The 19227-nt window shown below is 59.4% G+C and carries 20 protein-coding genes, 1 tRNA gene and 2 pseudogenes; 11 read left to right on the forward strand and 12 right to left on the reverse strand.

What is annotated here, in order from left to right:
* Positions 1 to 968: AMP-binding protein (locus tag ACFOFO_RS04810; RefSeq protein WP_390330981.1), on the reverse strand; the 968-nt coding region annotated here is incomplete at its 3' end.
* Positions 969 to 1120: 152 nt separating this feature from the next.
* On the opposite strand from ACFOFO_RS04810, the gene ACFOFO_RS04815 reads away from it, so the two are divergent.
* Positions 1121 to 1909 carry a diguanylate cyclase gene (locus tag ACFOFO_RS04815; RefSeq protein WP_390330983.1) on the forward strand — a complete coding sequence of 263 codons (789 nt, stop codon included), beginning with the start codon at positions 1121 to 1123 and terminating at the stop codon, positions 1907 to 1909.
* Positions 1910 to 1963: 54 nt separating this feature from the next.
* Here ACFOFO_RS04815 and ACFOFO_RS04820 read toward each other — a convergent pair whose 3' ends face one another.
* The 5 genes from ACFOFO_RS04820 to hfq form a co-directional block, all read right to left on the reverse strand.
* Positions 1964 to 2266, reverse strand: coding sequence for a DUF6582 domain-containing protein (locus ACFOFO_RS04820; protein ID WP_390322796.1), 303 nt, complete (start codon positions 2264 to 2266; stop codon positions 1964 to 1966).
* 114 nt (positions 2267 to 2380) lie between these two features.
* Complete coding sequence (locus ACFOFO_RS04825) at positions 2381 to 2821, reverse strand: hypothetical protein (RefSeq protein WP_390322797.1); 441 nt, start codon at positions 2819 to 2821, stop codon at positions 2381 to 2383.
* A 419-nt stretch (positions 2822 to 3240) separates the two neighbouring features.
* Entirely contained in the window at positions 3241 to 4692 is a 1452-nt protein-coding gene (locus tag ACFOFO_RS04830) for a pyridoxal phosphate-dependent decarboxylase family protein (protein ID WP_390330984.1), read from the reverse strand.
* Positions 4693 to 5218: 526 nt separating this feature from the next.
* Positions 5219 to 5970 (reverse strand): IS5 family transposase gene (locus ACFOFO_RS04835; protein WP_390330999.1). Its coding sequence is split into 2 segments (ribosomal slippage): positions 5219 to 5635 and positions 5638 to 5970, totalling 750 coding nucleotides; the frame shifts between segments, so codons are not numbered across the junction.
* Between the two features lie 136 nt (positions 5971 to 6106).
* Entirely contained in the window at positions 6107 to 6385 is a 279-nt protein-coding gene (gene hfq / locus ACFOFO_RS04840; protein ID WP_390322799.1) for an RNA chaperone Hfq, read from the reverse strand.
* 61 nt (positions 6386 to 6446) lie between these two features.
* On the opposite strand from hfq, the pseudogene ACFOFO_RS04845 reads away from it, so the two are divergent.
* Positions 6447 to 6640 (forward strand): annotated as a pseudogene (locus ACFOFO_RS04845) (FAD-dependent oxidoreductase); the annotation flags it as partial.
* Between the two features lie 20 nt (positions 6641 to 6660).
* Here ACFOFO_RS04845 and ACFOFO_RS04850 read toward each other — a convergent pair.
* Positions 6661 to 6996, reverse strand: coding sequence for a hypothetical protein (locus ACFOFO_RS04850; RefSeq protein ID WP_390322800.1), 336 nt, complete (start codon positions 6994 to 6996; stop codon positions 6661 to 6663).
* Positions 6997 to 7169: 173 nt separating this feature from the next.
* Here ACFOFO_RS04850 and ACFOFO_RS04855 point away from each other — a divergent pair, with 173 nt between their 5' ends.
* From ACFOFO_RS04855 to ACFOFO_RS04865, 3 genes are all read left to right on the forward strand, one after another.
* The gene (locus tag ACFOFO_RS04855; protein ID WP_390322801.1) at positions 7170 to 8612 is read left to right on the forward strand and encodes an aminotransferase-like domain-containing protein; all 1443 of its coding nucleotides are present in this window, start codon (positions 7170 to 7172) and stop codon (positions 8610 to 8612) included.
* Between the two features lie 90 nt (positions 8613 to 8702).
* A complete protein-coding gene (locus ACFOFO_RS04860) occupies positions 8703 to 9920 on the forward strand; it encodes an aspartate aminotransferase type Ic (RefSeq protein WP_390322802.1) in 1218 nt (405 codons plus the stop codon).
* A 91-nt stretch (positions 9921 to 10011) separates the two neighbouring features.
* Positions 10012 to 10575: a cysteine hydrolase family protein gene (locus ACFOFO_RS04865; RefSeq protein ID WP_390322803.1), complete on the forward strand. Its 564-nt coding sequence runs from the start codon at positions 10012 to 10014 to the stop codon at positions 10573 to 10575.
* Positions 10576 to 10763: 188 nt separating this feature from the next.
* On the opposite strand, the gene ACFOFO_RS04870 is transcribed toward ACFOFO_RS04865, so the two are convergent.
* Positions 10764 to 11672, reverse strand: coding sequence for a LysR substrate-binding domain-containing protein (locus tag ACFOFO_RS04870; RefSeq protein ID WP_390322804.1), 909 nt, complete (start codon positions 11670 to 11672; stop codon positions 10764 to 10766).
* Between the two features lie 183 nt (positions 11673 to 11855).
* Here ACFOFO_RS04870 and ACFOFO_RS04875 point away from each other — a divergent pair, with 183 nt between their 5' ends.
* From ACFOFO_RS04875 to ACFOFO_RS04900, 6 genes are all read left to right on the forward strand, one after another.
* Entirely contained in the window at positions 11856 to 12701 is an 846-nt protein-coding gene (locus tag ACFOFO_RS04875; RefSeq protein ID WP_390330985.1) for a CmcJ/NvfI family oxidoreductase, read from the forward strand.
* 14 nt (positions 12702 to 12715) lie between these two features.
* On the forward strand, positions 12716 to 13360 hold the full coding sequence (locus tag ACFOFO_RS04880; RefSeq protein WP_390322806.1) for a 2-hydroxychromene-2-carboxylate isomerase: 645 nt from the start codon (positions 12716 to 12718) through the stop codon (positions 13358 to 13360).
* Positions 13353 to 13766 (forward strand): isocitrate lyase/phosphoenolpyruvate mutase family protein, encoded by a 414-nt coding sequence (locus ACFOFO_RS04885; RefSeq protein WP_390322807.1) that lies wholly within the window; start codon positions 13353 to 13355, stop codon positions 13764 to 13766. Before ACFOFO_RS04880 ends, ACFOFO_RS04885 begins: the two co-directional genes overlap by 8 nt.
* A 39-nt stretch (positions 13767 to 13805) precedes the next feature.
* A complete protein-coding gene (locus ACFOFO_RS04890; RefSeq protein WP_390322808.1) occupies positions 13806 to 14303 on the forward strand; it encodes a GNAT family N-acetyltransferase in 498 nt (165 codons plus the stop codon).
* Positions 14304 to 14575: 272 nt separating this feature from the next.
* Positions 14576 to 15010: an OsmC family protein gene (locus tag ACFOFO_RS04895; RefSeq protein WP_390322809.1), complete on the forward strand. Its 435-nt coding sequence runs from the start codon at positions 14576 to 14578 to the stop codon at positions 15008 to 15010.
* Positions 15011 to 15203: 193 nt separating this feature from the next.
* On the forward strand, positions 15204 to 15506 hold the full coding sequence (locus ACFOFO_RS04900; RefSeq protein ID WP_390322810.1) for a DUF6582 domain-containing protein: 303 nt from the start codon (positions 15204 to 15206) through the stop codon (positions 15504 to 15506).
* Positions 15507 to 15735: 229 nt separating this feature from the next.
* Here the strand turns inward: ACFOFO_RS04900 and ACFOFO_RS04905 are convergent.
* The 4 genes and pseudogenes from ACFOFO_RS04905 to ACFOFO_RS04920 form a co-directional block, all read right to left on the reverse strand.
* Positions 15736 to 15822: transfer RNA gene (locus tag ACFOFO_RS04905), tRNA-Leu, on the reverse strand.
* A gap of 115 nt (positions 15823 to 15937) precedes the next feature.
* Positions 15938 to 16570: pseudogene (locus tag ACFOFO_RS04910) on the reverse strand (PfkB family carbohydrate kinase); the annotation flags it as partial.
* 319 nt (positions 16571 to 16889) lie between these two features.
* Positions 16890 to 18614 (reverse strand): ArnT family glycosyltransferase, encoded by a 1725-nt coding sequence (locus ACFOFO_RS04915; RefSeq protein WP_390330987.1) that lies wholly within the window; start codon positions 18612 to 18614, stop codon positions 16890 to 16892.
* 316 nt (positions 18615 to 18930) lie between these two features.
* The gene (locus ACFOFO_RS04920) at positions 18931 to 19200 is read right to left on the reverse strand and encodes a type B 50S ribosomal protein L31 (RefSeq protein WP_390322811.1); all 270 of its coding nucleotides are present in this window, start codon (positions 19198 to 19200) and stop codon (positions 18931 to 18933) included.
* Positions 19201 to 19227: the final 27 nt, after the last annotated feature.

Raw genomic sequence — 19227 nt, forward strand, 5'->3', positions numbered from 1 at the left:
GCGATGTAGGTGTGGCCGGTGACCCAGCCGATGTCGGCGGTGCACCAGAACACGTCGCTCGGCTTGATGTCGAAGGTCCACTTCATGGTCAGCATGGCCCACAGCAGGAAGCCGCCGGAGGAATGCTGTACCCCTTTCGGGGTGCCGGTCGAGCCGGAGGTATAGAGGATGAACAGCGGATGCTCGGCGCTGACCCATTCCGGCTCGCACTGGTCCGGCTGCTTGGCGACCAGCTCGTGCAGCCAGCTGTCGCGCCCGCTCGCCATAGTGATCTTGCCGCCGGTGCGCTGATACACCACGACGTTCTTGACGCTGTCGCAGCCGCCCATCGCCAGCGCGTCATCGACGATCGCTTTCAGCGGCAGCGCCTTGCCGCCGCGCATTTGTTCGTCGGCCGTGATCACGGCCACCGCGCCGGCATCGATGATGCGCTCCTGCAGCGACTTGGCCGAGAAACCGCCGAACACGACCGAGTGGGTGGCGCCGATCCGGGCGCAGGCCTGCATCGCGGCCACGCCTTCGACCGACATCGAGACGTAGATGATGACGCGATCGCCCTTCTTGATGCCGAGCGACTTCAGGCCGTTGGCCAGCTTGCAGACTTTCTGGTGCAGTTGCTGATAAGTCACCTTGGTGACCTTGCCGTCGTCGGCTTCGAAGATGATCGCGGTCTTGTCGGCGTTGCCGTTTTGCAAGTTGCGGTCGAGGCAGTTGTAGGACACGTTCAGGTGGCCGTCCTCGAACCATTTGTAGAGCGGCGCAGTCGATTCGTCGAGCGTCTTGGTGAACGGCTTTTGCCAGATCAGGTTCTCGCGCGCCAGCTTGGCCCAGAAGCCTTCAAAGTCCTGCTCGGCTTCGGCGCACAGTGCGTTATAGGCGTCCATGCCGGAGATGGTCGCGTCTTGGACGAATTCTGCGGGTGGGAGGAATACGCGCGATTCCTGTTTTACTGTTTCGATGTCTGTCATGGTTGTCTCCTGCTAGTTATCGTTTGCCGCCAACATAGACTATTACACTTACTCAAGTCTTACACATCCACCATTGTGTCATTCAAGTTATTGCACTGCATCAAGACGGCGCGATTGATCGTGCCGCAGTCCTGACCACGTTAAACCGGATTTTGCGCGACATTCGCAAACTGACCAACGCAGCCAAAAAAATCGGAAACGGCGAACCGGTGTTACGGCTCAGGATCAACCGTGAGGACGAGATCGGGCAACTCGCCAGGACTTTCAACGAGATGGAACACAACCTGCGGATCGACAAGCTGACCGCAGTATTCAACCGCGAATCGCTGCTGGCCCAGATCCGCTTCCTGAAGCGTCGGCCCAATCAGGGCCCGCTGGAAAAGACCCAGTTTGCGCTGCTGTTCATCGACCTGGACGAGTTCAAGGGCATCAACGACCATTACGGTCATGACGCCGGCGATCAATTCCTGATCACCGTTGCGGCGCGCCTGAAGACTGCAGTGCGCACCACCGACGTGGTGGGCCGTTATGGCGGCGACGAATTCGTGGTATTGCTCAAAGATGTCGGCGCGGTCAGCGACGTCACCGCAGCCGAAGAGAAGATTCGCAGCATCGTCGAAGCGCCGATGACCCTGCAGAAGCACAGCGTCAATGTGGGCGTATCGATTGGCTGGGCCATGTTCCCGCAGGATGGCAGGGACGCCGACGCACTAATGAAAGTGGCGGACAGCCGGATGTTCGATTCCAAAAAAGGACGCAAGGCGGCGCGCCGACCGGTTGTATCGCAGCGGTCCGCGAGAGATTTTTCAGCCGAATTCCACGCCACCACCCATCGTCAATTCGAAACTGTTCCGATAAGAAAGGCGGTGCCGTTGGCCGTGGACGTCAACAAGAGCTCTATGGAATCGGTCGTGGCCAGCAAATCACCGGCGCCAGCATAGAATCGTCACCGACCAAGACCTGGCGGATCATCCGATCACTCAATTCAATGAAGCCTATTTGTGAGCCGGGTTTTTGGTATGAGGCTTTTTACCAAGATCCTTCCAGTTCGTTTCCGTAATTTCGACCCCGAAGTGCTTGGCTGCTGCCTTAATATTTTCGAACGCGGCATCTCGTTCAGCGTCAGATACGTCATCTACCTGATCGAACCGCGACAGCGCGTTTTTGACATGTGAGGCATCGGTCATAGGCTCTTTGCGCTGTTTCGGAAATGCAAATGCGCTCTCAGGTAAATGGTCCCGGTCCTTGCTGCTTAACTCGCCATGTTGTGCATGCGGCTTCCATGTTGTCTGGGTCATACCGTCTCTCCCGGTTTAGGTTCAGTTCATGTCAGAGCCTCGACTAATTGCAAAGTTCTACGCTTTCCTAAAAACGCATAACATAGTTGTGCTGAGGATACTTTAAAGTGATACTTAAGACTCCGGCATACTGCCGAAGATTCTTCCATCTTCTGCCTGCGTCAAGCAGCGATCGAGTAGAGTATAAATTTGACGGCCGTTAATGCCCGTTTGATGCGCGATTTCACGTACAACCTCTCCGCTGACATAATGTTGAATCGCGTGGTAATACGCTTGGAATGTCGCTCGCCTTGCGACAGATAGCGCGTTGGTATCCACTGTGGGCCACGCGTCCGTGTCAAGCTCTTGAAGATCTTTGCGACGACGAATCATGACATGGCTCGAACTGGGTCGAAGCATGTCAAGAATGACAGAGATTCGGTCGTGAGCTGTGGTGCTTGCAGGTGACCGCGATGAAGTAATTTGTACACGTGCGGCACGTACAAACGTCGGATCACCAACCACCAGTTCTTGTTCTATCCGAGAGAGTTGCATCGGCTCGGAAATGAATTTCAATACGGATTTGGTGAGCGATTCCGCTTTCCTCGACCGGTTTATATGAATGTTGGTTCTTTTTTTTGCATATTGTTGCAGCTGTAAGGGAGTGTAAATGCATGATGACCATACGTTGATGTGCGATATAGTGAATGCGCCTCCTCCAACTCCTCCCAAGGTTTGGATTCAGCCCGCAACCGCAAGGTCTGCGGGCTTTTTTTAGTTAAAGAGTTGGAGCCGTCGGATAGGCGTAGTCGAGAGGTTGACTATAGAACGGCTGGATAACGATTCGCATCGACGTTACCGATAGCGCGAAGAAGAGAGAGCGGCAGGCGCCGCTAAATGCGCCGCACTGACGGTAAGGTGCACATCCGCGCGCCCAGTCCTGGCGCTTTTTCGATTGATGCCACAGAACCCGCGGGAGCGCGCGTCAGGGACAGTTAATCCACGTCCTTATTCATTTCCTGTCGCACCCGCTGGCCAAAGGCAAGTGTCGCGGCGATCAATGCATCGATATCCATGAAACCGGTTCGGTGATTCACGATCGCAGCGCGAATTGCAATCGCGTCATTGACGATCGTGGTCGACGGCGCCGCGATTCCTGATTCCTGCAATGCCACGGCAATGCGCCGATTCAGCTCATCAGCGTAATCGCCGCGAAATCGGAAGCAAACGATGTTGAGCGATACGGGTGCCAGCAGTTCAAGCTGCGGCTCCTGCTCGATGCATCGTTTCAGATACTGGGCTACCGCGCAGGTGTGCGCAATCATCTCACCCAGCCTGCGCACCCCGTAGACCTGGAGTGTTACCCACGTTTTCAGGGCCCGGAAACCGCGCGACAGGTCGGGACCAAGGTCGCATGGCCACGGCGAGCCTGCCGCCAAACCGCGTGTTTCGCGTCGCAAATAGGCCGCAGGGAAATCGAACGTGCTCTGATGCGCCGCCCCGTCGCGCACCAGGATGAAGCCGGCGTCGTAAGGCACTTGTCCCCACTTGTGGAAGTCGAACGCGATCGAGTCGGCACGCTCGATCCCCGCCAGTCGCGGCGCAAGTTCGGGCGAGAGTATGGCAAGCGCCCCGTAGGCGCCATCGACATGAAACCACAGTCCCTCCGACTGCGCGATATCGGCCAGCGCGCTCAAGTCATCAACCGCGCCGATGTCGACTGTCCCGGCGGTCCCGGCCAAAAAGAAAGGCGTCAGTCCCTCCGCGCGATCGCGCTCAACGGCGGACCTGAGCGCGGCGAGATCCATCTGTCCCGCGCTATCGACGCCGATGACTCTCAGCGCTTCGCGACCCAGGCCGGCCATGTCGATCGCCTTGGCAATGCACAGATGCGCCGCGCTCGAGGTATATCCGACCAACTTTTCCTCCACGTTGGCAAGGCCGGTCTGCCGCACACCGATCCCGAGTCTTGCGGTGCGGGCGACCAGAATGGCGATCAGGTTAGCGACCGATGTTCCAGTCACCAGTAGACCGCTAGCGCCTTCCGGAAAACCGAAGATATCTCGGACCCATCGCACCAGCTGACGCTCTATTTCGATCGGGATCTGATCGCGCCCGCCAAGATTGGTATTTAGGCCTGCTGCCAGCATCTCCGCCAGCATCCCGACAGGGGTGCCGCCACCGTTGACCCAACCCATGAATCCGGGATGCGCGTTGCCGGCGGAATACGGCAATATGTCACGCATGAACCGGTCATGAACCATCGCCAGATCGGTCGGGTCCAGCGGCAAGGGTTCCCGAAAGGTGTCACGAATAGCTTGAGGAATCGGCTGCCAGACCGGGCGTTCGCGAATATGCTGCGTATAGTCCAGCATATCGTCCAACATGCGGTGCGCCTGCCTGCGAAAAGCATCCCAGTCGAATGGATCTAATGTTTCTGCTGACATTTTCCGGCTCCTCTTTCCAGTGGCTGACTTCGCCGTATCGCTGCCTGTTGTTCGCGCCTGCCGTGCGAGGACAGCGCGCTCTTCGTCGCATTTCCCGTGCGCGGACCAACGCCTCCTGCCCGCCGTGTTCAAAGCCGTCGGCATAGTATAGATCGCTGGCATTTTTAGCGAGAGCTTTGCCCGGTAAAACTTGCCATGACTGAGATGGGCGAGCTCCTTGACTTATGCAGTACGGAAGTAGTGGCAGGCGATGGCGCCAGCCACCTTGCGATAGCTGGCCTTGACGTGGGAAATATCAAGGTCGGTGTATTCGAGGATCTTCATCGGAAGCCGTGGTGCGGCCGCACCAAGTGTGTGGGATGGCCGGGCAGGGCATAGATCCGAAATTGGAATATAGCAAGGCAGCCGTCCCGTCGTTGGCATCAACCACCAGTCCAACTAGGGCCTGTTGACATTCACCACGCGGGCTGCTGTACGCCAAATGCCCAGTCCTGTGTACTCGGCTAACACAGCCTACGGTTGACATTTACTTCAGCCAAAGTAGCGATGCAACGAGTGCGACAAACGAGCCGAATCGCGAGGCAAGTTTGTCGTAGCGTGTTGCCACTCTTCTGAACTGTTTCAGTTGAGCGAAAAACCGTTCAATCAAATTACGATTGCGATACTGGTGTCGGTCAAATTTTCGCTGTTCTTTTCGATTCTTTCGCGGCGGGATAATGGCCTTGGCATTTTTGCTCGCAATACAAGCGAGCAGCGCATCGGCATCGTAGGCTTTGTCGGCCAGGAATGCAGCAGCGTCTATCTCCACTATCAACGCTTGCGCCTGCGTTATGTCATTGACCTGCCCGCCAGTAAGAATGAAACGCGCCAATTGTCCAAGCCCCTCAACGCATGCATGAATTTTGGTGCTCAGTCCTCCCTTAGAACGTCCGAGAGCCTGCTCCCCTTTTTTTTAGCAGCGCCAGCGGCGTGCTGGTGGGCTCGCACGATCGTACTATCGAGAAACACTTCCTCAAAATCCGCATCTTCCCGCAACACCGCAAAAACGTTCTGCCATACATCCTTGTCCGACCACCGCGCAAAGCGTACGTACACACTATTCCATGGACCAAATTCACCGGGCAAATCGCGCCACGGGCCACCTGTCCGTGCTATCCACAGCACCGCCTCAACAAATAAGCGATTGTCCGCACCGTGCCGACCAGGGTCGCCTACCTTGCCCTGTAAGAACCCCTCAATACGCTCCCATTGATCGTCCCGCAACATCATTCGTGCCATCCTGTCAGCGCCCAAAAGCCAGAATGTAAACACGAATCACGAAAAGTTAACAGCCCTGAAATCACTTTTCTTTGGGTCACATCTTTTGAATGTCAACACGCCCTAGAGACGCAAACTTATTTTTTTAAATATACCGCTATTTTTCTGCGGGTCGTTCAGTTTTGACGTGTGAATCGGTGGATCCCGAGTGAGGATTGGGATCGACCGCACGCGCAGGGACAACGGTTGAAATCGCGTGTTTATAAACCATTTGCGTCACGTTGCTTTTGAGTAAGACAACATATTGATCAAAGTGTTCGATCTGGCCTTGCAATTTGATTCCGTTGACAAGAAACATCGAAACGGGAATTTGAGCTTTTCGTAAAGCGTCCAGAAAGGGGTCTTGCAACGACTGCCCTTTAACACTACTACTCATCGCAGCTCCCAATTTGTTATGGATAAATTTCGCAGTCTACTCCATGACACATTCCGACGCACCCGACAATTCGCTGCAACCGGATTATGCCGGCATCCGGCCCAAGCTAAGCGGGCCGGGGGAGCGGCGCAGGATTTCCGCATCGATGCCTCGGTGCATGGCGTGGCGCGCCTGGTGAACCTGTTCGGCATCGAGTCGCCGGGCCTGACGTCCGCTCTCGCGATTGCCGACTACGTGCGCCACCGGCTGATGTGAATCCGGTGGCAACCCGCCTTCTAGGACAACCTGGCTAAAGAAAGCACGCGTGCGAGCAGGGCGAAGAACGGGTATGCAGCCGGATCGATGGTCTGCGCGTGCGGTTGGTGGCACAAGACTTCCGCAGGTCCATGCGCATCTACCGTGATCCATCCGCGGTCTTGCACGACGTAGAATTCACCTTCGCGCAGCATCGTGCTGCGGCGTAGGAACTGGTCGCCCGACCAGAGCGGTGCTTCGGCGACCGATATCGATCCCTCGGTGGCGAGAATGCCGGTGCCGGCATCGGCATGCAGGCGTAGCGCCTGGCCGGTTGTCAGGCGGGTCCGTGCAGGGAGGGAGGTTGGTGTGCGCATGGTCTCATCCTGTTCAAGTCGTATGACCTCATGTTAGCCATCGCTCGCATCGCGCAACAGGGACAGAAAACGCTATTCTGAATCGAAGCAGTTCGCGTTGTTCACATCTGTTATCGTTCGGTTTCGATGAATCTGTATCTGTTCAGGCCCATATAGACGAAGGATCATTAAGCATGGACGCGCAACCGCTTTATCGTCGCTGGGCAGACCACTACCTTCGCGCAATCAAGGCCGGCTCATTGAGCCAAGGCGACCGCATGCCGTCGGTACGCGGCTTGATGCGCCTGCATGGCGTCAGCCTGTCAACGGCGATCCAGGTGTGTCGTCAGCTCGAAAGCGAGGGCTGGCTGGAGGCGCGCCCGCGTACCGGCTATTTCGTGCGCCAACCGCGCCGCCTGCCGATCGCGCCGGTGGATGAGCCCAATGTTTCCGCACTGCCCGATCCCGCGCAATACGTCGGCATCCACGCGCGCGTTTCGACCTTCATCGCGAAGGGGCGCCAGTACCCGATCACCACCAACCTGGCAGCCGCACGTGGCGCGCCCGAACTGTATCCGGAAGAAAAGCTGAAAAACGCCGCGCTGCGCATTTTGCGCCGCGATTCGCGTTTGTTGGTTCGTGCGCCCAGCCACAGTGGCAGCACCGCCTTCAGGACCGTTCTGGCCATGCGCGCGGTATCGATCGGCCTGGCGATCGGGCCGGAGGATGTGCTGGTCACGCACGGCGCTACAGAAGCGCTCAACCTGGCGTTGCGCGCGGTGGCGCAACCGGGCGACACCATCGCGGTCGAATCGCCGACCTTCTACGGCCTGCTGCAGATACTGGAAAGCCTCAGCCTGCGCGCGCTCGAAATCCCGACCAGCCCGCAGACCGGCATCTCGATCGAAGCGCTCGAACTCGCGGTGCAGACCTACGACAATATCAAGGCTGTCGTCGTGGTGCCACATCTGCAGAATCCGCTTGGCAGCATCATGCCGGATGCGCACAAGATGCGCCTGGCGCAATTGTGCGAAGAACGCGGCATTCCTCTAATCGAGGACGATACCTATGGCGATCTGGCCGAGAGCAAAATACCGCTCACCGCAATCAAAGCCTGGGACCGCAGCGGCAACGTCATTTACTGCGCATCCCTGCACAAGGTGCTCGCGCCCGGCATGCGCTTGGGCTGGATGACCGCTGGACGCTTGCAGGCCAGGGTGGAAATGCTGAAATTCGCACAGACGCGGCAGAACGAGGAATGGTCGCAAATCACTGCCGCGGAATTCATGGGATTGAGCGCCTATGACCGCCATCTGCGACGCTTGCGGAGCCTTTTGCGCACACAGCGCGAGCGTACGGCGGAAGCGATCGCCACTTATTTCCCGCCGGGCGTGCGCCTGTCGCGGCCGGAGGGTGGCGTCACGCTCTGGATCGAACTGCCGAACAAGCTGTCGTCGGAAAAGCTGTTCGATGCCGCCCTGCAGGAAGGCATCCTGATCGCGCCCGGCTCGATGTTTTCCAATTCCAACCGTTTCGAACATTTCTGCCGCATCAATTGCGGTCTGCCCTATTCAAAGGACCTCGATCACGCGCTGCTGCGTCTGGGCCAGACGGTCGCGCAGTGTTTGAGGACGTAATCCCGTTCAGTTTCGCCACTATCGCCACCACTATCGCCACCACTATCGCCACCACTGGCCTATCCAATCTACGTTACAAGGCAATCAGTAATGAACCCATCGGAAGTACAAGCGCAATACCAGGCCTTCAAACAACTCGGACTCAAGCTCGACATGTCGCGCGGAAAACCGGCGCCGGAACAGCTCGATTTGTCCAACACGCTGCTGCAGCAACTCGGCGACTATAAGGCGGCCGACGGCACCGACACCCGCAACTATGGCATCGCCAGCGGTCTGCCGGAAGCGCGCGCGCTGTTTGGCAGCCTGCTCGACGTGCCGGCCGCGCAGGTCGTTGTGGACGGCAGCGCCAGCTTGGCACTGATGCACGACACGGTGGTGTTCGGCCTGTTGTACGGCATGCCGGACCATGCGCCGTGGAGCGCGCAACAGCCAGTGACTTTCCTGTGTCCGGTGCCGGGCTACGACCGCCATTTCTCGATTTGCGAATCGCTCGGCATCAGGATGCTCAACGTGCCGTTGACCGAGGCCGGCCCGGACATGGACGTCGTCGAAAAACTAGTCGCGAGCGACGCCAGCATCAAGGGCATGTGGTGTGTGCCGAAGTACAGCAACCCGTCCGGTGCCGTGTATTCGGACGAGGTGGTGCGCCGTCTGGCGGCAATGAAAACCGCCGGGTCGGATTTCCGTCTGCTGTGGGATGATGCGTACCGCCTGCATCATCTGAGCGATAAAAAGATCGCGGTCGCCAATGTGCTCGACGAATGTGCGAAGGCCGGAAACCCAGACCGCGCCATTGTGTTTGCGTCAACCTCCAAAATTACGCTGGCTGGCGCCGGCTTGGCGGCGCTTGCTTCGTCGCCGGCCAACATCGCATGGTGGCAGAGTCGTACTAAGGTGCGCAGTATTGGTCCGGACAAAATCAACCAGTTGCGCCATGTGCGATTTCTAAAAAATCGTGCCAACATTGAAGTGCTGATGGAACGTCATCGCCAACTGCTCAAGCCGAAGTTCGATGCGGTGCTCGCCCAATTCGAGACCTACCTGACCAATATAGATGGCGTGAACTGGACCCGGCCACAAGGTGGATACTTCATCGACCTGGTCACACCGCCGGGCGCCGCAAAATGCACCATCGCACTCGCGAAGGAAGCTGGCATCACGTTGACACCGGCCGGCGCTGCCTTTCCTTACGGCAAGGATCCAGCCGACCGGCATATCCGTATTGCGCCCAGCTTTCCATCGCTTGATGAAATCACGCAGGCAGCTCAGGGTATTGCGCTGGCGTTACGGGTTGCGATTGCTAGATGACATTCAACGAATGCTGCTTTCGCAAAGGACGGTTTGATCACGTTCATCGGAAGATGCTTGCTTCGCCATGTATTGCCTAGAAAGGAAAAAAATGAAGCCGCTCCCGGTAGACGCCGCGCTGATCGTGATCGATGTCCAGCAAGCATTTAACGACCCCAGCTGGGGCCAGCGCAACAATCCCTCGGCGGAGGCGAATATCGCCACCCTGATCGGCGCGTGGCGGCACACGCGGCGCCCCGTGTTTCACATCCAGCACCGCTCGCGCCGGCCGGACAGCCTGTTTCATCCGGATCGGCCCGGCAGCGAGGTCAAGCCCGAGGCGCAGCCGCTGGCCGGCGAGCCGGTGATTTTCAAGGACGTGAACAGCGCCTTCATCGGCACCGATCTCGAGCAACGCCTGCGCGGTGCAGGCATCGGCACGCTGGTGATTGTCGGCATCACGACCGACCATTGCGTATCGACCACCACGCGCATGGCCGGCAATTTCGGCTTCGACACTTATATCGTGTCGGACGCCACCGCCACCTTCGAGCGCCAGGGGCCGGGCGGCCGCCACTACAGCGCCGATCAAATGCACGACACGGCGCTGGCCAGTTTGCACGGCGAGTTCGCCACCGTCGTGCGTAGTTCGGATCTACTCGACGCGATCGCGTAGTACGGTTCCTCCAGCAGCGTGCCGATCGCGGCGCCCACGGCCAGGTCGCTGAGCTGGCCCAGATGAGGCAAGCGCTGCAGACCCTGCGCAGGGCGTCCAGCTGGATTGGCGCGGGCGGGTTGAACCGTTGGCTCACCGCAGTGCGGGCCCTACGGTCGGGTGCGCCGCCTGCAAACAGTTTTGGAAAATTATGCTGCGCTGTGCGCCGCTTCGGCCAGGATCCAGTCGCGCACGATCCCCGCGTGGCGGCTGACGGGGCCGCTGCGCGCGATCAGCCAGTAGGCATAGTCGACCGTGGTGCGCGCGCGGCCGGTGGCGAGCTTGAGCTTGCCTTGGTCCAGCAGCGGGCGCACCAGTTCCAGCCGGCCCAGCGCCACTCCTTGTCCGGCCAAGGCGGCTTGCACCACCTGGTCGTACTGGTTGAAGCGCAAAATCCCTTTGGGTTTGAGCTTGGCGGCGCTGGCGCAGCGCAGCCAGTCCGGCCACTGCAGCCAGGGGCGCGATACGTCGTCGAATTCCAGCAGCACCTGCCGGCTCAGTTGCGCGGGGTCTTCGATCGCCGTCACGGCCAGCGAGGGGTGGGCGACCGGCACCAGCGCCTCGCCGAACAGGTGGATGGCGCCGTCCGGCGCATCGGCCGGCTTGCAGTAGCGCAGCGCCAGATCGATGTTTTCCCGTTCCAGGTCGACGAAGCGGTTGCTGGCGGCGACGCGCACATCGACCTCGGGCGCGGCGAGCTGGAAGGCGCCCAAGCGCGGCAGCACCCACAGCGCGGTGACGCCGATGCTGGCACTGATGGTGACGGCATGCTCGGTTGCGGTCGGGCGCAAGGCGGCGACGACGTCGCTCATTTGCTCCAGCCAGGCGTCGGCGCTGCGGAACAGGCGCCGGCCTTCGTTGGTGAATTCGATGCTGCGATGTCCGCGCACGAAGAGGCGGTAGCCGAGGAAGGCTTCCAGCGCCTGTATCTGCCGGCTGACCGCCGATTGGGTCAGGCACAGTTCCTGTGACGCCAGCGTGATGCTCATGCTCCGGCCGACCGCGACAAAGCTGCGGACCAGGTCTAGCGGGGGCAGCTCGAGCAGGCGGTTTGACATTCTGGTTTGGTATGTATGTGGGGTTTTGCAGGCGATGGTGCCGGATTACGCTACGCTAATCCGGCCTACGGAACCTATTTTACACATGCATCGACGGAATGTGAGTACGTCGAATATAACGTTTGAGCGTGGGCCGGCCTTGGGGTTCAATGGAGCTGCCTGAACACGATCACTGGAGGATCTATGCAGCAACTTCAAACACGCAATTGCGCAGTCTCGGCGGCACTCGAATATTTGCTCCCGACAGCGCAGCGGCCCTTCAATTACATGTACCAGCCGCCCGCCGGCGCGGCCTGGCAGAACGCCGAGTATGAGCGGGCGATGGTGGATATCCGCGACGCCCGCGGCGTCGCCGCGCACTTGTCCGTCGACCGCGAGGGCTTTGAGTTGCGGGGCGCGCCGACCGCGATGCGCGATTTTCTCGACCAGGAGCAAGTGGTCGGGGTCTATTATCCAGAGGTGGCGGAAATCGCGCTGGCCGCCACCGGCGCCAGCCGTGCTTTCGTGTTCGATCATCTGGTGCGCAAGCGCGAGCCCGGTCCGCCGCAGGCTTTCGGCCGGCGCGACGGCCACCGTCCCGGCGCTGCGGGGCGGGTGCATTGCGATTTCACGGTGGCGTCGGCGCAGCGCCGGCTGGCGGCGGAATTGCGCGACCCGAACGCCGCGTCCAAGGTGCAGCGCTACAGCATCGTCAATCTGTGGCGCTCGATCCGGCATCCGGTGCTGGACGCGCCGCTGGCGCTGTGCGACGCGCGCACGGTGGCGCCGGGCGATTTGGTGGCGAGCGATATTTTTTATCCGATGCGCAATGGCGAAATCTATCAGGTGCTGCACAGTGCGCGTCATGAATGGTCGTATTTTTCGGCCATGACGCGCGACGAGACGCTCATTTTCAAGCAGTTCGATTCGGCCAGCACGCAAGTGGCCAGGTTCACGCCCCATGCCGCGTTCGAGCATCCGCATGCGCCGGCCGATGCGCCGCTGCGCGAGAGTATTGAGATCCGCTGTTTGCTGGTTTTTGATTATTGAGGGAGGGATGGGACATGGATCAAAAGAAGCGGGGCGAGCTTGAATTCTGGTTTGATTTCGGCAGCAATTACAGTTATTTGAGCGTGATGCGGATCCGCGAACTGGCGCGCAGCGCCGAGGTTGACGTGCGCTGGCGGCCATTTCTGCTTGGACCGATATTCAAGTCCTTCGGCTGGGAGACCTCGCCCTTCGTGCTGCAAAAGGAAAAGGGCGCATACATGTGGCAAGACATGCTGCGCCAGTGCCGAAAATACGGCATTGCCTGGCAGCGTCCGTCGCAGTTCCCGCGCCATTCGCTGCTGCCGTTGCGGGTCGCGCTGTATGGCGCGGAGCAGCCGTGGATCGCGCAGTTTTGCGAGCGCGTGATGCTGCAGAATTTTTCCGCCGACCAAGATATCAATGCCGAGAGCAGCGTGGCCTACATCCTGGACCGCCTGGACCTGGATGCGGCGGCCATCATCGCGGCGGCCCAGAGCGAGGACAACAAGCTCAGGCTGCGGCAACGCACCGAGCAGGCGAAGGCCCTGGGGATCTTCGGCGCGCCGACCTTTTTTGTGGATGGTGAAATGTTCTGGGGCAACGACCGCCTGGACGATGCGATCGCGCTGGCGCGTGGAGCGACAACATCATCCACTTTAATCGCTGAAAAACATGACTAGTCAAACGGAAAAAGCCGCGCGCTTTATTGAGTTGCACAATCAATGCTTCATCATGCCCAATCCCTGGGACCGGGGGTCGGCCAGGTTGCTGGAGTCGCTGGGATTTGAAGCGCTCGCGACCACCGGCGCCGGTTACGCGTGGTCCAGAGGCAGCGCCGACCTGAGCGTCGGCCGTGCTTCGATGATGGCTTACCTGCGCGATATCTGCGCGGCGACCGGGTTGCCGGTCAGTGCAGACCTGCAAAACGGCTTCGGCGATGCGCCTGAAGTCGTGCACGGCGCCATCGTCGAAGCGGCTCAGACCGGCATCGTCGGCGCGTCGAGACACGATCCGCACGCTGCAGGCGTACCAGGACGCCGGCGCCGACGGTCGAAAGAAATAAATGCAATCTTGCGGCAGGATTAGCGGGGCTGTTCACAAAACGATATGCTTGCGGCCCCTGTCATGATAATTTCACAAGTTTCTATTGGGAGGACTACCTTGCCTGACACCATCACTATTCGTCCCGTCCGCGCGTCGGACTTCCCGGCCTGGTCCACGCTCTGGGACGGCTACAATGCATTTTATGGACGTGCCGGCGCTACCGCGCTGCCGGCGCAGATCACGCAAATGACGTGGTCGCGCTTCTTCGACGGCTACGAACCGGTGCATGCCCTGGTCGCCGAATGCGACGGCGTGCTGCTGGGATTGGTGCACTACATCTTCCATCGGAACACGAGCCTGATCGAACCGACCTGCTACCTGCAGGATCTGTTTACGGTCGAAGCGGCGCGCGGCAAAGGCATCGGCCGCAGCCTGATCAACGCGGTGTACGAGCGCGCGAAAGAGGCGGGCGCGACGCGCGTGTACTGGCACACGCACGAGACCAATAGCACCGCGATGACGCTGTATGACAAGGTCGCGGAGCGGTCCGGTTTCGTCGTGTACCGAAAGCTTCTGTAAATGCCGCCTGTCGCGCCGCCTAGTATCGTGCTTATCAGTTGGGGTACGCCCGATCTGGTTGGCAACCGGCGCGGGCTGGACTAGACTGGATATCATTGAGCAAAGTGCCGCGCCCCGAGATCAATTATATGTTGCGATGCAACAGAGGCGCTTTCTCGATATTTCTGAGTTCTGGCCAACACTCCTTCACGTAATTCGCTGGCCAATTTTTTTTCCTTTGAGTGAGCGGATCGAGGCTCACCCTCAACCCATACCGAGATAGGAGCCACACCATGACTGAAAAGACCGCCAGCGTGCACTGGGAAGGCCAAGGCAAGAAGGGCCAGGGACAAATAAGCACCGAGACCGGTGCGCTGAAGCAATACCCCTATGGCTTTGCGAGCCGCTTCGAGGACGACCGGAGCGGCACCAATCCCGAGGAGATCCTGGGCGCAGCCCACGCCGCGTGTTTCACGATGGCGTTTTCGTTCGCCTGCGATAAGGCCGGACTGGCAACCACCAACGTCGACACCAAGGCCAGCGTGCGCCTGTCCAAGCAGGGCGAAGGCTTCGTAATCGACCGCATCGCGCTGACGATGCAGGCCACGGTACCCGGCATCGACGACACGAAGTTCCAGGAGATCGCGGCCGCGGCGAAGCGCGACTGCCCGTTGTCGAAGGCACTTGCCAGCGTTCCGGAAATCACGCTGCAGGCTACTCTGAGATAGGAGATTCGGCGATGAAGAGCGCTCCGCCGGGAGCGCTTCCCTGCCGGGCCGCACGATCCGCTGGACCGGCACCGACGGCCCGCTCACAGGGCAGACCCTCTATCCCCCATATCGTGCGTCGTAAAGGTCAAAAAAAAGTGGATGCGACCGACCCTGACATGAACTGAACTGACCCTAAACCAGGAGAGGTGACATGACCCAGACAACATGGAAGCCGCATGCACAACACGGCAAGTTAAGCAGCAAGGAGCGGGACAATCTACCTGAGAGTGCGTTTGCATTTCCGAAACAGCGCAAACAGCCTATGACCGATGCCTCACATGTCAAGAATGCGCTGGCGCGGTTCGATCAGGTAGATGAGGTCTCTGACGCTGAACGAGATGCCGCATTCGAAAATATTAAGGCAGCAGCAAAGCACTTCGGGGTCGAAATTGCGGAAACGAACTGGAAGGATCTTGGTAAAAATCCTCATACTAAAAACCCGGCTCACAAATAGACTTCATTGGATTGTGTAATCGGATGATGCGCCAGGCCTTGGTCGGTCGTGAGTCTGTCGCAATCGCTGTCTAACAACTACAAGCGGCGCGGGAATCAAAATCCCGGGACAGTTCAGGACAATTAGGGAGGATACGTGGAGGTAATTTCTGGGGTAATTGACAGTTACTTATTTTCGCTTTGGGCATAAAAAAACGCACCATTTCTGGTGCGTTTCATAGACAAATCCTTGGTGCCGGGAGCCGGAATCGAACCGGCACGGTGTCACCACCGCGGGATTTTGAGTCCCGTGCGTCTACCAATTCCGCCATCCCGGCGACGCGGGTCGTATTATCGCTGATTTGAGGCTGTGAGGCAACAGCATTCGCCGCGTTGCGGTGAATCGATCATTTCGTCGATGGGTTCGACACACTCGGGGAGGCGATGCAGTCGTCATTGCTGCCGCAGGAAGGCCTCTAGCCGTGTGCGGTCCGGGATGCCGGCGCGACCACCCTGGCGTGTGCATTTCAATGCGGCCACTGCGCTGGCACGGCGCATCGCATCGGGTACTGTGCTGCCTTCCGCCATCGCTACTGCGTAGGCGCCGTGAAAGGCGTCGCCGGCGCCGGTGGTGTCGACTACCTTGACTTCAAACGCCGGTTGCAGATGGGTGCCGGCATCATCCAACCAGAAACAGCCTTTGGCGCCGCGCGTGACGGCGGCGACCTTGCAGCCCAGAGCGCGTACCAGATCAAGCGCTGCGACGCAGCTTGCATCGTTGTCGAGCGCGTGTTGGCCGACGAAGCTGCGCAGGCCAGGCTCGGAAAAAATCGCATGATCGATTGCCGGCAGCAGGCTGCGGTAAGCGTCGGCATCGGCTATTTCGCCATCCAGGATGGTCGGAATCCAGTGCGTGCGGGCGACGGAAAACAGCGCGTGCGCTGCTTCGACCCAGCGGATATCGGCCATTGCGGCGGCGGCGGTCGCCACCTGTTGCAGCGGCAACCAGTCGATCTGATCCGGGATCCCGCTGCCGGGAAAATTGACGATCATTCTTTCGCCATCGTGCGCGACCATCACCGCCGAGGTCGATGTCGTAGGTCGAGTTGCCGAGACAGATCAGGTGTGTCGTCATGGAGGAGATGGTGAAGCGGCAGCGCCGGTGGGCGTTGCACTGCTTACCATTCTCTGCCGTTTCATCGCGTCCGATGGATCAATATATACTGGGGTATGTATATTTAAATGGCGCTTGTTCTACTTGGGGTTCGGCGCATATTTCGCCTATACCCCCACAATTGATCGACTTGCTTTTACCGGCGGCTGAACGTCCGTGGCGCCCGGCGCCGGCATGCTGGCGGTCAGTTACAGCGCGCTGCCGTGGGCTGCAATTGCAATCGCGCCGCACTCATTCGAGATGCTTGTACAGGCGGAAGCGCTCATCGCGATCGGATGGCCGCCGGCCCTCCCACAGCAACTGCCACTGGCGATCCCTGAATTTTTTCGGGATCGCGGTGTCGCTCTTGTTAGTGACGCTGTCTTGCAGCAGCAGAAAATCGCAGCTGCCGTCCTCGTATCCCTTGAATGGAATATTGCCCAGGTACGCGAACGAGGCGCGTTGTGCAGGGCCGACATTGGTATCGACGCAGCGTTTGACCGGTGGCAGTTGCTGCGCGATTTGCTGGGCCACGCCGGCGTAGCTCTTGCCGTAATTGATCCACGGCATCCACAGCGTCATCAACAATAACCAACACAGGATCACGCCGCCGGACGACAGCACCACCGCGCGCCACAGGACCGAGGGGTGGCGTGAAATACGCCAGTTGACCAGTGCGATCCATCCGGCCGAGGCGGCGGCGGCGATCAGCAACGCCAGCAGGTTAAATTCCGGCTTGAAGCCGGGCGCCAGTTTCAGCGCATTCTTGGCCAGCCAGATCGGCCAGCCGGTTTGCTTGGCGAGCCAGCCGAGCCAGATGAATGCGGCGCAGGTAGTCAACGTCATCACCGAAAACCAGTCGACCGAATTGATCGCGCTGCGTTTCATGGTTGGCAGCCCGAACGCCGCCAGCATCGCCAGCGGCGGCAGCAACGGCAGCAGGATGCTTTCCTGCAGGCCAGGATTGATCAGCGCCAGCAAGGTCAAGATCGCGACGAATGCCAGCGGCAACACGATATGCAGGGCCTTGCGCTGGCGGCGCCACGCATACACCGCCCAAGCGGCGAATGGCCAGGCCGGCCAGAAAAACCAGATCGCGTAACGCAGGAAATAGCTCAGCGAATGCAGCGTCGGTAGGCCAAGCTGCCCGACATTCCATTGCAGCCATTGGTCGAACGAGTGATCGTTATACGGCCAGGCCGCATACGCCGCGCTCAGCCACGCTGCCGGCAGCGCCAGCGCGACCACCAGCGCGCCGCCCAGGTCGCGCGCGCTGCGCCGACCGTCGAGGGCAAGCCATTTGAATGCGATGAACAAACTCAGCCACAGGCCGAGCGGCAGCGCCCAGCCGCGCGTCAGCACCAGGCCTGCGAGCGCGATGCCGATGATGCCGGCGCGCCGTAGTTGCGGCGCCTCGATATAGCGGGCCGCGGCGTACAGCAGGAACGCAATCAGCGAAGTGTTGAGCGCTTCGGCCGTCGATTCATGGCTGTGCAGCAACAGCCCGAGGCAGCCAAGATAAATCAGCAATGCGCCGTCGGCCAGCGTGCGGCCGAAATCTTGCGGCTCGGGTTGGCCACCGAACGCCAGTTTCAGTGGTTGCGCCACCGGACGTCGACCGAGCAGGTAAGTGCTATACCAGACCGAGGTGGCGCCGAGCAGGAAAAAGCCGATGCTGGCGAGTCGCGCCGCCATCGCATCGCCCAGCAACCCGCCGAACAGCTTGATGCAGAGTGCACCGAGCCAGTACGCCAGCGGCCCCTCTTCCGGCATCGTCAGGCCGACAATGTTAGGCCAGAGCCAGTCCTGCAAGCTGCCGTGCGCCATGGTCCACATGATGCCGAAGCCGGCGGCATCGTCGTTCTTCCAGGGATCGCGGCCAAACAGGCCGGGCAGGATATATAGCAGGCAAAGCAGGAACAATCCCCAGCGCGGTAGCGTAAGCGTAGCGGAAGCGGGAAGGCGGACTGGCTTCATGTACATGGTGACGGGTTCGAGGGTTCGGGTTTTTATTGTGCCGTAAAAAAGCGGCGGCATTGCCGTTAATGCGTTTCGGTTACGCTGATTCGGCTCGGTCGAGTCGCCCCTCGTCGTGCAAGACGAGAGGGACACCGGTGCTGCGATGACCTTGCCTGCTTCCTTCGGCCCGCTCAGGGGGAACCAGTTTAACGTTGACTTAACAGCATTGACACAGCATTCACGAGATTGTTGTTACTGCGCGTGACCGCAGTGTCGCGACTTCGCATAAACAAAAAGGCAGCCGTAGCTGCCTTTTTGATGTGCCGCGACAGAATTAGCCTGCTGCAACTTGTGTTTTGGAGCCGACGGCACCGAACTTCTGGCGGAATTTCTCGACGCGACCGGCGGTATCGACGATCTTGTGCTGGCCGGTGTAGAACGGATGCGATTGCGACGACACCTCGATCTTCACGAGCGGGTATTCTTTGCCTTCGTGGGTGATCATTTCGCGCGTTTGAATGGTCGAGCGGGTGACGAATTTGAAATCGCAGGACAGGTCGTGGAACAGGACTTCGCGATAATTTGGGTGAATGCCGTTTTTCATGTTTGCCTCTATCTTTACTCAAGTTTT

This window comes from Pseudundibacterium arcticum (assembly GCF_042646465.1).
GTDB lineage: Bacteria > Pseudomonadota > Gammaproteobacteria > Burkholderiales > Burkholderiaceae_D > Undibacterium_A > Undibacterium_A arcticum.

Excerpts from the sequence above, each read along its gene's own strand:
- ACFOFO_RS04830 (WP_390330984.1), bottom strand. The coding sequence starts at position 4,692 with ATGTCAGCAGAAACATTAGATCCATTCGACTGGGATGCTTTTCGCAGG.
- ACFOFO_RS04855 (WP_390322801.1), top strand. The coding sequence starts at position 7,170 with ATGGACGCGCAACCGCTTTATCGTCGCTGGGCAGACCACTACCTTCGC.
- hfq (WP_390322799.1), bottom strand. The coding sequence starts at position 6,385 with ATGAGTAGTAGTGTTAAAGGGCAGTCGTTGCAAGACCCCTTTCTGGAC.
- ACFOFO_RS04915 (WP_390330987.1), bottom strand. The coding sequence starts at position 18,614 with ATGAAGCCAGTCCGCCTTCCCGCTTCCGCTACGCTTACGCTACCGCGC.
- ACFOFO_RS04920 (WP_390322811.1), bottom strand. The coding sequence starts at position 19,200 with ATGAAAAACGGCATTCACCCAAATTATCGCGAAGTCCTGTTCCACGAC.
- ACFOFO_RS04885 (WP_390322807.1), top strand. The coding sequence starts at position 13,353 with ATGACTAGTCAAACGGAAAAAGCCGCGCGCTTTATTGAGTTGCACAAT.
- ACFOFO_RS04890 (WP_390322808.1), top strand. The coding sequence starts at position 13,806 with ATGATAATTTCACAAGTTTCTATTGGGAGGACTACCTTGCCTGACACC.
- ACFOFO_RS04895 (WP_390322809.1), top strand. The coding sequence starts at position 14,576 with ATGACTGAAAAGACCGCCAGCGTGCACTGGGAAGGCCAAGGCAAGAAG.
- ACFOFO_RS04820 (WP_390322796.1), bottom strand. The coding sequence starts at position 2,266 with ATGACCCAGACAACATGGAAGCCGCATGCACAACATGGCGAGTTAAGC.
- ACFOFO_RS04850 (WP_390322800.1), bottom strand. The coding sequence starts at position 6,996 with ATGCGCACACCAACCTCCCTCCCTGCACGGACCCGCCTGACAACCGGC.
- ACFOFO_RS04880 (WP_390322806.1), top strand. The coding sequence starts at position 12,716 with ATGGATCAAAAGAAGCGGGGCGAGCTTGAATTCTGGTTTGATTTCGGC.
- ACFOFO_RS04865 (WP_390322803.1), top strand. The coding sequence starts at position 10,012 with ATGAAGCCGCTCCCGGTAGACGCCGCGCTGATCGTGATCGATGTCCAG.
- ACFOFO_RS04875 (WP_390330985.1), top strand. The coding sequence starts at position 11,856 with ATGCAGCAACTTCAAACACGCAATTGCGCAGTCTCGGCGGCACTCGAA.
- ACFOFO_RS04900 (WP_390322810.1), top strand. The coding sequence starts at position 15,204 with ATGACCCAGACAACATGGAAGCCGCATGCACAACACGGCAAGTTAAGC.
- ACFOFO_RS04870 (WP_390322804.1), bottom strand. The coding sequence starts at position 11,672 with ATGTCAAACCGCCTGCTCGAGCTGCCCCCGCTAGACCTGGTCCGCAGC.
- ACFOFO_RS04860 (WP_390322802.1), top strand. The coding sequence starts at position 8,703 with ATGAACCCATCGGAAGTACAAGCGCAATACCAGGCCTTCAAACAACTC.